Below are 11980 nucleotides of genomic sequence, written 5' to 3' on the forward strand. Positions count from 1 at the left end.
GGCCGCTCAGCCCGCATCCGGCGCAACACTGCCTGGAGCCGATCCGGGCACCGCCCGGTCGAAGAAATGGAAGTCGGCAAAACTCTCTTCGGCGGTGTCGTCCTTGAAGGGAAAGCGGTTCGCGACGACGTCGCGGAGCGTCCATTCCGGCCGGTTCGCCGCGATCCAGTCGGTGAACCTGCGGTGGCGCACATGGACCGAAGGCCCCGGCGCGTCGTGGTTGGAGGCGTAGACGACGACGAAGCGTGTCGCCGCGTCGAACAGCGCCCGCATATAGGCGTCGAAGACGGCGTCCTCGACGAGGTGGTAGACGACGTCGAGAGAGAGCGTCATGTCCGCCGTCTCACTGGCATAATCGGCCACCAGGCAAAAGGCCTTGCCGTCGTCGCCGGCAAAACGCCTGCGGCATGCCTCGACGGCGGTCACGGAGACGTCAACGCCGAGATAGTCGCCGCAATCGAGAAGCGCCAGCTGGCTGCCATCGCCACAGCCGAATTCGATGACGCTCGTCACCGCCTCGCGCCGGATGAAGTCGTTGAGGATCTCGGCCTTGAATTCGGCGAGCCGGCCGTAGGAGCCGGGGCCGGAATTGCCGCCGTTCTGGTAGCGCTCCTCCCAGTAGGAGGCGGAGCCGGCAAAGCCTGCCCGCAGCTGCCCGGTCCGCGCAAAGCGCCTGGCGACTCGGACGACGTCCTGAAGCGATCTCACCGATCGGTCTCCTGATGGCCCGGAAAGCCGTAGACCTCGATCATTTGGCGGATCTGGCGGTCGTTGCCGCCGGCCGTCCCGACATTGCCGTGGGAAAGCGAGGGGATGCCCGCCGCCGGCCAGCCGTAAAAGGCCCGCCCCTGCCCGACCCGGCGGGCCTGCACGCCGCGCCGGCGCATCATCCAGTAGAGCCAGACGTCGTCGGCCGTCGGGCATAGCGCCATGAAGCGGTCGCTGCGGGCGACCTCCGGTGCGAAGACGCCCGGCGGATAGAGGACGCCGCCGCCGCTCGTCGGAAAGACCAGCGGCGAGGCCGCGCCCGCCGCGATTTCAAAGTCCCAGGCGTCGTAGCCGAGCGGGAGGCCGTCCCGGCCGGTGCGAACGAGATGGGCTCGCCGGCAGAGGACTTCGTCGTCGCTCCGCAATTGCGAAACCAGGCTCTTCAGCCAGTGACGATCGAACCAGGCGTCGTCGTCGGCGGTCACGAGATAGCTGTCCGGATATTCGGCGAGCGCTGGGACGATCTTCTTGTAGGAGCGGAGGTCCTCGCAGAAGCGGATGACGAGGCCGAACCTTTCGAGTTTCAGGATCTGCGGCGTCAGCCGATCCCGGTCGCCATGGGCGATCCACAGGATCACCGCATCGGGACGCATAGACTGCGACAGAAGGCATTTCAGCGTCAGGGCAAGCAGGCAGAAACGCGGCGGATAGGAGGTGAGCGAGACGATCAACGGCTTCGAAAGGCCGTGCGGCCCGCCCGGCCGGCGGTCGACGTCCCTGACCTGCCAGCGGCAATACTGAAAAACGCGGGTGCCGTGAAAGGCCGCAGAGCGTGCCTTGCGGGTGGCGACACGCAGCGTCCGGCCGGCTCCGGCGAACGGCCAGCCCTTCCCCCGGACGCCTGCAGGGACCGCGCTCACGGGGCGTTTCCCGCAGCGGCATAGCGCGCCCGGCGGCCGGTCGCCGCGACCATCCGGCCATCCTCCAGCAGGATCTGCTGGTCGCAGAAGGCGATCGTCGACGTACGGTGGGCGATGATCAGCACCGTCAGCTCGTCGGAAAGCCCCTCGACCGCGGCCATGACCGCGGCTTCGGTCTCAGTGTCGAGGGCGCTCGTCGCCTCGTCGAGAACGAGAACGCTGGCGCCCTTGTAGAGCGCCCGCGCAATGCCGATCCGCTGGCGCTGCCCCCCCGAGAGGCGGATGCCGCGTTCGCCCACGAAACTGTCGTAGCCCTCCGGCAGGCTGTCGACATAGTCCGCGATCTCCGCCTGCCGCGCGGCCCGGGATACCCTTTCGCGGTCGATCTCGCCGGAGGCGACGCCGAAGGCGATGTTCTCGGCGATGCTGGCGTCGGAAAGGAAGATCGTCTGGGGCACATGGGCGATCTGCGCCTGCCAGGCCCGGCGGGTCGAAGCATCCAGCCTGCGACCGTCGACGGTGACCATCCCGTCGGTGGGCTCCAGAAGCCCCATCAGGAGATCGATCAGCGTGCTCTTGCCGCTGCCGGTCCGGCCGGCGATGCCGACGCGCGCGCCCTTGGCGATCGTCACGTCGAGGTCGCTGATCGCCGGCCGCTCGCCCTCCCCATAGGCGAAGGTGACGCGGCGAAGCGCGATCTCCCGTTCGAAGGGCAGCGGCGAAGGCTTCGGCCGGGTCCATTCCGCCGGCATCGGCGCCTCGGCCATGTCGAGGACGTCCGCGGCGGTCGCGGCATAGGCGGCAATCGCGCTCGAGCCGCCATAGACCTGCTGCATCAGCGGCACCAGCCGCTGGGCGCCGAGCGCCAGCGCACCCAGCACCGGCAGTGCCTCGGCGAGACCGCCGCCGCGCAGCGACAAAAACAGCGCCAGACAGGCGATCAGCACCATGCCACAGGCCTCGACGACGAAGCGCGGCGCCGCGGCGATCACGTTGTTGGTCGCCTGGGCGTCGCGGAAGGCCTGGTCGAGGCGGGTGAACTTCTCGACGAAGACCTGTTGGCTGCCGTCGAGGAGGACGTCGCGGATGCCGCCGAGGCCTTCCTGCACCGTCTGGACGCGGGCCGATTGCGTGCTCGCGATGATCTCGCCATTCGCCGCCAGCCGGCGCCGGCTGAACAGCCAGACGGCGACGTAGATCAGGCCGAAGCCGGCGAAAGCGGCCAGGGAGGTCGCAGGATCGATGACGAGCAGCGCCGCGACGATGAAGAGCGCGATCGCCACCGCACTGATCCCCTGCATCAGCGGCAGGAGCACATTGAAGGTCACCAGCTGGACCTTCTGCAGCGCCGCGACGACCTCGCTGGTGTTGGAGGCGGCGTGAAACGCATAGGGCTGGTGCAGCATGCGCTGATAGAGCTGCGTGCCGAGATCGTGGCCGACGGAAAAGACATAGGCGTTGGTGGCCCTCAGCAGCGCCAGCCTGACCACCGCGGCGACGATCGCCGCGACGGCGAAGACGCCCGTCAGCGCAACGAGGAGATCGCCCCGGCCGGCAAGGCCGAGCCGGCCCATCGCGGCGGCGACCGTGGCGTCCTCGACAAGCCCGGCGGGATCGGCGAGGACGCTGAGGAACGGGATCACCGCGCCGAGCGTCAGCACCTCGGCGAGGGCACCGGCGAGCATCAGCGCGATCACCTGGAAGAACTGCCGACGGCGGTTGGGCGAAAGGACCCGCCACAGCCGTGCCACGGCGAAGGCTGCCGGACGCACGGACGGCAGGCGCCGCGGGTGCTTGGGCCGGGCCGGCTCTCCGGGGGATGCCGTCGTCATCGCCGGCCGGACATCCGCGACAGCCGGCTGCGCACCCGCCAGGCATCGGCGAGCGCCGCGGCGACGAAGCGCGGTCCCTCGGTCAGGTCGCGGCGCCACAGCTTGCCGGGTTCCGCAGCGAGGCGGAACAGCCATTCGAAGCCGGCATCGCCGATCCAGCCGGGCGCCCGCCGGACCATCCCCGCCTGGAAGCGAAAGGCGGCGCCGACGCCGACGGCCACCGGCACGGTCAGGCGATGCTTGTTGCGGGCGATCCAGCGCTCCTGCTTCGGGCAGCCGAGCCCGACCCAGAGGATATCCGCACCCGAGGCGTTGATCTCGGCCACATGCTCGGCCTCCTCCGCGTCGCTCAGCGGCCGGAAGGCCGGCGACAGGGCGCCGGTGACGGGCGCGCCCGGAAAGCGCCGGCCGATCTCCATCATCAGGGTCTGCAGGGTCTGTTCGGTGTCGCCGTAGAAATAGCTGCGATAGCCCTCGGTCTCGGCCCGCTTAAGAAACGCCGCCATGATGTCAGCACCGGGCACGCGCCCCGGCAGCGGGCGGCCATGCAGCCGCGACAGCCAGATCGGGGCGATGCCGTCCGGGCAGAACAGGTCGGCGCCGTTGATCATGGCGCGGAACTCGGGATCCTGATGGCCGACCCACAGCCCGTGAAAGCCGGTCACCACGACGCTGCGGCACCAGCCGTCCCGGCGGTCGATCCACTCCGCGAAGCGGTCGACCGTCTGCGCGAGGGTCGGCCCATGCACCCTCGTCCCGAGGATCGTCGCCTCGGGCAGGCGCTCGCTCGCCATGGTCATTCCGCCGCGATGCCGTAGTGGTTTCGCTCGACCTGCGAATTGATCCAGCCATAGGTCTTGGCGAGCCCCGCCGCGAGCGCGGCCGAGGGCGCCCAGCCGAGCCTCTCGCGGATCAGCCGATTGTCGGAATTGCGGCCGCGCACCCCGGTCGGACCTTCGATATGCCGCTTCTCGATGGTCTTGCCGGCGATCTTCGCGATCAGATCGACGAGTTCGTCGATGCTGACCATCTCCTCCGAGCCGATATTGACCGGGCCCGTCCAGCCGGAGCTGGTCAGCCGCAGCGTCGCCTCGACGCATTCGTCGATATAGAGGAAGGAGCGGGTCTGCCGGCCGTCGCCCCAGATCTCGATCCCGTCGCCGTCGAAGGCCTGGGCGATCTTGCGGCAGAGCGCCGCCGGCGCCTTCTCCTTGCCGTCGTTCCAGCTGCCCTCCGGCCCGAAGATGTTGTGGTACCGGGCGATCCGTACGTCCATGCCGTGATTGCGGGCGTAAGCGAGGTAGAGGCGCTCGCTGAACAGCTTCTCCCAGCCATATTCGCTGTCGGGGGCGGCGGGATAGGCGCTGTCCTCGGAGCATTTCGGATTGTCCGGATCGAGCTGATTGTATTCGGGATAGATGCAGGCCGACGAGGAATAGAAGATCCGCCGGCAGTTGCGCCGGTAGGCGGCGTCGAGGACGTTGAGGTTGATCGTCGCCGAATTGTGCATCACGTCGGCGTCGTGGTCGCCGGTGAAGATGTAGCCGGCGCCGCCCATATCCGCCGCGAGCTGGTAGATCTCATCGAAATGCCGGTCGACGATCGAGTTGACGAAGCCCTGCTGGCGAAGGTCGCCGATGACGAAATCGTCGGCCGACGAGGCGCTGAAGCGCGGAAATTTCAGATCGACGCCCCGCACCCAGTAGCCCTCGGCTTTCAGCCGTCGCACCAGGTGATGGCCGATGAAGCCACCCGCGCCGCATACGAGTGCGTTTTTCATGTCGTCTAGTCCCCTGAGATGTATCGTCCGTTGCGGCCGGGAGGCATCCGCTGCTTACCGCCCGTCCGCCTTCGCAACTCGCGCCCCCCGGCGACATTGCCGGATGCCGATGCGGCGCCCCGAAGCGGTGCCCTCGACGACGCCGCGCCGGCGGCAACGACGAATGGTCCGCCACCTTGAGGAAGGCTCGGTCGAGACCGTCGGCGCGGGGTCGATCAAATGCTGTGTGCGGCCGGGGATCGGGGCGGCGAAAAGCTACCGCACTCCCGGTCGCATCATACCGCCGGGAGGCTTGCCGCGTTGCTGCCGCTCCGTCCTCGGCCTCATCGTCCGAAGATCTGCCGGGGCGACAGCGCCCATATCCGGCAGGCAAACTTATCAATTGCGCCGGGCCCCCTCAAGACGAGGGCTTCAGCCCACCCGCAACATGGTTACCGCGGTGGCCTCAGGCGATCTTCTGCAGATCCTCCAGCGCCACCGACACCCGGGCCGAGCGGCCGAGGATCGACAGGAGCAGCCGCGCCCTGTCCGGGCCGCTCATGCTCTCGATCGTGCCGATCATCGCGCTGAACGGGCCGGTGGCGAGCTTTACCCTGTCCCCCTCGCTGAAGCCGTAGGCGCGCCGGAAGGAAAAGATGTCGTCGCCGTCGCAGGCGCGCCGGAGATCCGCCATAAAAGACGGATGCACCGGCTCGGGGACCTCGCCGAAGGAAATCAGCCGCTTGACGCCATAGGTGCCGTTGATCCGGCGCCAGGCGGCGGCGCGGGGATCGAAGCCGGCAAAGACGTAGCCTGGAAACAGCGGCCGCAGCACGTCCCGCGTGCGACCCGCCCGCGTTTCCTGCGCCCGCAGCAGCGGCAGGAAGGCGCCGAAGGACTGGCGCTCGAGATTGATCCGGGCAGTCCGCTCCTTGCCGGCCTGGCAGTGGACGGCGAACCACCTGTTTTCCAGGCCGCCCAAACGGCCCCGGTCCGCGTCCCTCGCAGCTGCGATCTGCTCCCCGTCTCTCACCATGCCGAGGGTACCTTCACCAGCAGCCCCTGCCGCGCCAGGACACCGCGCGCCTGGTCGAGAACCGTCTGGCGCGGCGGCTTGTCGCCGGTCAGCACGAAGCGCAGCGTCAACAGGATGATCTTCGCATCGACCAGCAGGCCGGCATTCTCGACATACCAGCAGTCGAGCGCACCCTTGTCGGCGACCGAGAGATCCCGCCCGCCATTGACCTGCGCCCAGCCGGTCAGGCCGGGGCGCATCGACAGGCGCACTTCCGGCCTTGCCGGCTGATCGACCGGCAGGAGCGGCCGCGGCCCGACGAAGGACATGTTGCCGACGAGGATGTTGAAGAGCTGCGGCAATTCGTCGAGCCTCAGGCGGCGAAGCGCCGCGCCGATCGGCGAGAGCCTGTCGCCCTCCGGCACGGCGTTGCCTTCGAGGTCGTAGGCGTCGCGCATCGTGCGGAACTTGTAGACGCGGAACGGCCGACGGAACCGCCCGGGCCGCTCCTGCCAGAAGGTGACCGGACGGCCGAGATCGATGGCGACGAGAGCGGCGAGCAGGAGATAGAGCGGCGCGAGGAGGACGATGACGAGAAAAGCGAGAGTGAAGTCGAAGACCCGCTTGGCAGCGAGATAGCCCGCCCGGCCGGCGTCCATCGTTGCGCCGCCCGCCGTGGGAACGACCTGCCAGCCGTCGTCGGCATCGGCAAGCGGTTGCGCCTTCTCGCCGGCGCCGAACAGGCCCTCGAAATGGTCGAGGGTGATCTGCGCCTCCGCCTGCAGTCGCTCATAGGCGGAGTTGAAGGCCGGCGAGAGCTCGACCCGCGGCACCGTGACCACCACGCGGCTGATCTCGACGCCGTGGTTGCGCAACCGCCGGATTGCCGCAAGCAGGTTCGCGGGGCGGCCGATCACCGGCTTGCCCTTCAGCATCAGCCCCTTCACCGAAGGATCCTCGTCGAGGATGCCGACCACCGAGACCTGCCCGGCATAGAGCGCTTCGATGCAGCGCAGATAGACCTCGGAGCGGCGATTGAAGCCGACGAGGAGCACGTATTCCCGCTCCAGCGCGAGCCTATTGCCCTCTGCCGACGGTCGGGCCGGCAGGGAACGCACGCCGATCCTCGCCAGGACGAGCAGCGTCAGCGAGAGGCACCACTGCAGCAGCGGCACCGACCGGGCGACGAAGTCCGAGCGGTTGATGGTGAAGGTGAGGAACAGCGTGATCAGCACGACGCCGGTGACCGCGGCCACCAGATGGATGGCGTCGGAGGCGGCGAAATAGCGCCATGGACGGCGCAGCAGGCCCGCCAGCGGCCAGACGACGAGGGCGCTCAGCGAGGCGATACCGGCGAAAAGGAGATGGTAGCGGGAATCGAGAACCACATCGAGGGACGCTCCCCGCAGGGCCACGGCCATCAACGTAGCGAGAAAAATCAGCGCCAGATCGACGGCAAAAAACGCTGTGCGGTACACGACACGAGCCTCGATTTTCCTTTCCAGATCGATACTTCGTTAACATTACGAATTCACGATTCCAAGTGTTTAAATGCGCTCTTTACCACCAGATGAAATATATTGGACTCGCTTTGGAGTCCCGTTATGGATAGCAGGCAAGGCAGTGAAGTTGACGCGGAACCGTTCAGCATGACCAAGATGCCAGATGGCGGTTCCGATCGAGCCGACGCGACGTTCCATCAATGATTTTTTGTAAAGCGATTCTTTCTTGAGATGATTTTGTCATACATAGCAGAAATATCAGCGATGACGATCATTCATTGTGATTGTTTCTCTGCATTGGAAGAAATGAAACGTCCGATTTCCACGAGGATAATGTTTGTCGCCGCGTCTTTCACGGGGACAATTTCATGATACCGGGCGTCGTCAGATTTGTTTTCATTATCGCGGCGGCGATAAGCATTATCCCGCTCGGCTCGACCCGACCGGAATTTCTCTATTTTTCCTGCATACTGCAGGGGATCGTCTTCTGCAGCGCGGTTGCCGCCGCCGGCGATGCGCGGCAGAGCCGCCCGATCCTCCTCGCGCTGCTTGGGATCATCGCGTCTGCCGCCCTTTATCTGATCTTCCAGTCGCTGTTCCTGCCCGCCAGTCCCTTCGCCAACCCGGCCTGGGCGATCGTTGCTGTTGCGCAATCCGGCTCCGGCGGAGCGATCTCGGTGGCACCCGACGTGACGATGCGCAGCCTGCCGGCTCTCATCGCACCGTTTTTCGCCTTCGGTTCGGCAGCGCTCCTCTCCCGCGACGACGAAAAGGCGCTTCGGATCTGGCGAGGCCTTGCCCTTCTCGGCGCGGCGGTCGCGCTCTTCGGGCTGGTGCGGCACGCCGCCTTTCCGGATCTGCGGCTGTTCGGCCAGGTCTATCTCGACCGGGCGGACGTGACCTCCGTCTTCGTCAATCGCAACAATGCGGCGACCTTTTTCGGTCTTGCGAGCCTCGCCGGCCTCGGCTGGTTGGCCTGGCATCGGACACGGGGGGACCGGCGGCGGGCTGGGCGGCCGGGAGCGACCGGCCTGATCCGGCTGGCGCCGCATAGTGGCACGATCGCAATCTGCCTTGGGTTTCTGTCGACGATCCTCGCGCTGCTTTTGACGCGCTCGCGGGCGGGCGTCCTCCTCTCGGCACTCGCCCTCCTCCTGCCAATAGCCTTCTTCCTCGCGGCAAACATCCGCCGGTTGGCCGACCGCCGGACGCAATGGCTGGCAGTTGGCGGAACGGTCGCCGCGGCGATCGTCGCGGTCGCCGTCCTCGGACAGCGGACGATCCTTCGCGCCGAACTTATCGGGACGAACGACGAACGCTTCTGCCTTTATCGCGAAACCCTGGCGGCGATCCGAGACCATCCCCTCTTCGGCACCGGCTTCGGCACATTCGACGACGTATTCCCCGCCTATCGCCTGGCCCAATGTGGCATCTACGGGCTGCCGGAGCGGGCGCACAACTCCTATCTCGAGGCCTATCTCGGTCTCGGCCTGCCGTTCCTGCTGCTGCTTGCGGTCTGCCTCGCGGCCCTCCTCGGCATCTACTGGAATGGATTGACGCAGCGCCGGCGACTGCGCCCGATCCCGATCGTCTGTCTTTCGGCGCTCGGCCTGATGCTCGCTCATTCGGCCGTGGATTTTCCGATTCAGATCCACGGGATCGCGATCTATTTCGCCGCTCTTCTCGGCTGCGGTGCCGGCGTCTCGCTGGCGCGGTCGCAGGCCCCCTCACCCCGGAGCTGACGCTCTCGGCGCGCTAGTTGGCGGCGCGGCTGCTGTCGCGGGCAAGCAACCTGCCCTGCATCAGGATCTTCCCGCTCCTGGGCAGGAGGTCGGCGCGGTCCGCCCCGGCAAGGAGATCGACGAGAAGCCGCGCGCCGGTGGCGCCGAGGGCAAAGCGCGGCTGGGCGATGGTCGAAAGCGTCGGCTCGCAGAAATCGGCGAGCTCGATGCCGTCGAAGCCGATCAGCGAGAGATCCTCCGGCACCCGCAGCCCCGCCGCGCGCACCGTCTTGACGAAGGCGATGGCGCTCTCATCATTGCCGCAGACGACGCCCGTCGGCCGGTCGGCAAGGGCGAGATAGGCATCCGCCCCCGCGACGCCGCCAGCGAAGGTGTAGTCGCCGCGATGCTCGACCAGCGCGTTGCGGCCAAGCCCGGCTTTTTCGATCGCCCGCACGATGCCGCGATGGCGCGTCACCTCGTTGTAGTTGCCGGCCGGCCCCGAGACGTAGAACAGCCGCCGGTGGCCCAGCGAAAGGAGATGCTCGACCTGCATCGCCGCCGCCCGCTCGTCGTCGAGGAGCACGGCCGGCAGGCCGTCGACCTTCGGATCGGCACAGACCGCCACCGCCGGCAGGCCGGCGTCGAGGATCGAGCGCCCCGGTGCCCGCGGCAGTTCGCCGGAAATCGTCAGAAGCCCGGCGACATGGCCCGAGGCGGCAAGCTCGATCAGCCGGAGATCGTGCTCGCGCCCCTCCATATAGCCGGTGATCAGAACGTAGCCGGCCTCGGCCAGCGTCACGTCGATGCCGTGCAGCACCTCGGAGAAGAATGGCGGATTGGTGCGCCGGGGAACGATCACCAGCACCAGCCGCGAGCTTCCGACCCGCAGCTGGCGGGCCACGGAATTCGGCGTGTAGCCGAGCTCGGCGACCGCCGCCATCACCTTCTCGCGGGTCTCGCTCTTCAGCTTGTCCGGCGCCGACAGCGCCCGGCTGACGGTTGCCACCGAGACGCCGGCCGCCCTCGCCACGTCGCCGATCTTCGGGGCCCGCCGCCCGCCATTCATTGTCTTTCGCAACGCTCTCGTCCCTCACCGAATCATCCTGCTTGTATTCGGTGATCTTTCGTCTTACCATTGATGTAATCGATTACAGAAGCTGTAATCGCAGAGACCATAAGGTCCGAAGTCTGGGAGGAAAACAGACATGACGTCAGTCGTTCGATCGATTCTGGCGGGGGCGGCGCTGTCACTCGCCGCGCTACCGGCAGCCGCCGAGGAGAAGCCGCGGGCCGAAGTGATGCACTGGTGGACGTCAGGTGGCGAGTCCGCCGCGATCAAGACCTTCGCCGACGCCTTCGACAAGGCCGGCGGCGAGTGGGTCGATACGGCGACGGCGGGCGGCGAGAATTCCCGCGCGGCGACGATCAACCGCATGGTCGGCGGCAAGCCGCCGACGGCAGCCCAGTTCAACACCGGCCGCCAGTTCGACGACCTCGTCACCCAGGGGTTGATCCGTCCGATCGACGACCTCGCCGACGCCGGCGGCTGGAAGAAGGCGATGCCGGCCTCGCTGGTCGCAGCCGCCAGCCGCGACGGCGAGATGTATGCTCTGCCGATCAACGTGCATGGCCAGAACTGGATCTTCTATTCCAGGGACGTTCTCGAGAAGTCCGGCGTCGCCGAACTGCCGAAGACCTGGGAGGAGATGATCCCGGCCCTGACGAAGATCAAGGAGGCCGGCTACATCCCCCTCGCCCTCGGCGGCCAGCCCTGGCAGGAGCGCTCGCTGTTCAACGCCATCCTGCTGCAGCAGGGCGGCAGGGAGCTCTATCTGAAAATCTATCAGGACAAGGACGAAGAGGCGGTGCGCTCCGACGGCTTCCGCAAGGTGGTCGAGACCTACGGCAAGCTGCGCGACATGGTCGATCCGGGCTCCCCCGGCCGCAGCTGGAACGACACGACGGCGCTGCTCCTCAACGACAAGGCCGGCATCCAGGAGATGGGCGACTGGGTGAAGGGCGAATTCACCAATGCCGGCCAGAAGCCCGATCAGGACTATGGCTGTAGCATCGGCCTCGACGACACGATGCTGATGGTCGGCGGCGACGTCTTCGTCTTCCCGAAGATCGACGATCCGAGCCAGAAGAAGGCGCAGGATCTGCTCGTCGAGACGATGATCTCCAAGGACGCGCAGGTCGCCTTCAACCTTGCCAAGGGCTCGATGCCGATCCGCAAGGACGTCGACACCTCGCAGTTCGACGTCTGCGCCAAAAAGGGGCTGAAGCTCCTGCAGAGCGAGGACAGCCAGGTTCCGGTCTTCGATATCCTGCTCTCGGCGAGCCTGGTCGGCTCCCTCGACGACGTCATCACCCAGTTCTGGAACAACCCGTCGGCAACGACCGACGACATGGTCGAGGGTTACGTCAACGCCTTCGAAATCGAGGGCTGAGCGCTGCTTGCAACGGGCCGGCGCCTTGCCGGCCCCGGCAGGAACACCGGCTTCGACGCACCGACGATGG

11 protein-coding genes are annotated in these 11980 nt (G+C 67.0%); 2 read left to right on the forward strand and 9 right to left on the reverse strand.

The genetic code is table 11. The features are described 5' to 3' along the window. Window positions 1-6 precede the first annotated feature (6 nt). From E3C22_RS06930 to E3C22_RS24430, 8 genes are all read right to left on the reverse strand, one after another. Window positions 7-708: a methyltransferase domain-containing protein gene (locus E3C22_RS06930; RefSeq protein WP_206026917.1), complete on the reverse strand. Its 702-nt coding sequence runs from the start codon at window positions 706-708 to the stop codon at window positions 7-9. Next, complete coding sequence (locus tag E3C22_RS24645; protein ID WP_206026918.1) at window positions 705-1628, reverse strand: hypothetical protein; 924 nt, start codon at window positions 1626-1628, stop codon at window positions 705-707. The genes E3C22_RS06930 and E3C22_RS24645 overlap by 4 nt, the downstream gene beginning before the upstream one ends. Continuing rightward, complete coding sequence (locus tag E3C22_RS06935; protein ID WP_245514823.1) at window positions 1625-3460, reverse strand: ABC transporter ATP-binding protein; 1836 nt, start codon at window positions 3458-3460, stop codon at window positions 1625-1627. Before E3C22_RS06935 ends, E3C22_RS24645 begins: the two co-directional genes overlap by 4 nt. After that, complete coding sequence (locus tag E3C22_RS06940; protein ID WP_167591673.1) at window positions 3457-4254, reverse strand: WecB/TagA/CpsF family glycosyltransferase; 798 nt, start codon at window positions 4252-4254, stop codon at window positions 3457-3459. Before E3C22_RS06940 ends, E3C22_RS06935 begins: the two co-directional genes overlap by 4 nt. Before the next feature lie 2 nt (window positions 4255-4256). Further along, window positions 4257-5240 carry an NAD-dependent epimerase/dehydratase family protein gene (locus E3C22_RS06945; RefSeq protein ID WP_134761282.1) on the reverse strand — a complete coding sequence of 328 codons (984 nt, stop codon included), beginning with the start codon at window positions 5238-5240 and terminating at the stop codon, window positions 4257-4259. A gap of 445 nt (window positions 5241-5685) precedes the next feature. Beyond that, complete coding sequence (gene nusG / locus E3C22_RS06950) at window positions 5686-6201, reverse strand: transcription termination/antitermination protein NusG (protein WP_167591674.1); 516 nt, start codon at window positions 6199-6201, stop codon at window positions 5686-5688. 47 nt (window positions 6202-6248) lie between these two features. Then, window positions 6249-7712 carry a sugar transferase gene (locus tag E3C22_RS06955; RefSeq protein WP_134761284.1) on the reverse strand — a complete coding sequence of 488 codons (1464 nt, stop codon included), beginning with the start codon at window positions 7710-7712 and terminating at the stop codon, window positions 6249-6251. 299 nt (window positions 7713-8011) lie between these two features. Further along, window positions 8012-8389, reverse strand: a complete 378-nt coding sequence (locus tag E3C22_RS24430; RefSeq protein WP_167591675.1) for a hypothetical protein — start codon at window positions 8387-8389, stop codon at window positions 8012-8014. A 24-nt stretch (window positions 8390-8413) separates the two neighbouring features. On the opposite strand from E3C22_RS24430, the gene E3C22_RS06960 reads away from it, so the two are divergent. Next, the gene (locus tag E3C22_RS06960; RefSeq protein ID WP_167591676.1) at window positions 8414-9478 is read left to right on the forward strand and encodes an O-antigen ligase family protein; all 1065 of its coding nucleotides are present in this window, start codon (window positions 8414-8416) and stop codon (window positions 9476-9478) included. Between the two features lie 13 nt (window positions 9479-9491). Here E3C22_RS06960 and E3C22_RS06965 read toward each other — a convergent pair whose 3' ends face one another. Continuing rightward, complete coding sequence (locus E3C22_RS06965) at window positions 9492-10538, reverse strand: LacI family DNA-binding transcriptional regulator (RefSeq protein ID WP_134761286.1); 1047 nt, start codon at window positions 10536-10538, stop codon at window positions 9492-9494. Between the two features lie 127 nt (window positions 10539-10665). Between E3C22_RS06965 and E3C22_RS06970 the strand changes: the two genes are divergently transcribed. Further along, a complete protein-coding gene (locus E3C22_RS06970; RefSeq protein WP_134761287.1) occupies window positions 10666-11910 on the forward strand; it encodes an ABC transporter substrate-binding protein in 1245 nt (414 codons plus the stop codon). Window positions 11911-11980: the final 70 nt, after the last annotated feature.

Origin of the sequence: Jiella endophytica (genome assembly GCF_004519335.1) — a bacterium.
Classification (GTDB): Bacteria; Pseudomonadota; Alphaproteobacteria; order Rhizobiales; family Rhizobiaceae; genus Jiella; species Jiella endophytica.

Excerpts from the sequence above, each read along its gene's own strand:
- E3C22_RS06935 (WP_245514823.1), bottom strand. The coding sequence starts at position 3,460 with ATGACGACGGCATCCCCCGGAGAGCCGGCCCGGCCCAAGCACCCGCGG.
- E3C22_RS06940 (WP_167591673.1), bottom strand. The coding sequence starts at position 4,254 with ATGGCGAGCGAGCGCCTGCCCGAGGCGACGATCCTCGGGACGAGGGTG.
- E3C22_RS06945 (WP_134761282.1), bottom strand. The coding sequence starts at position 5,240 with ATGAAAAACGCACTCGTATGCGGCGCGGGTGGCTTCATCGGCCATCAC.
- E3C22_RS06970 (WP_134761287.1), top strand. The coding sequence starts at position 10,666 with ATGACGTCAGTCGTTCGATCGATTCTGGCGGGGGCGGCGCTGTCACTC.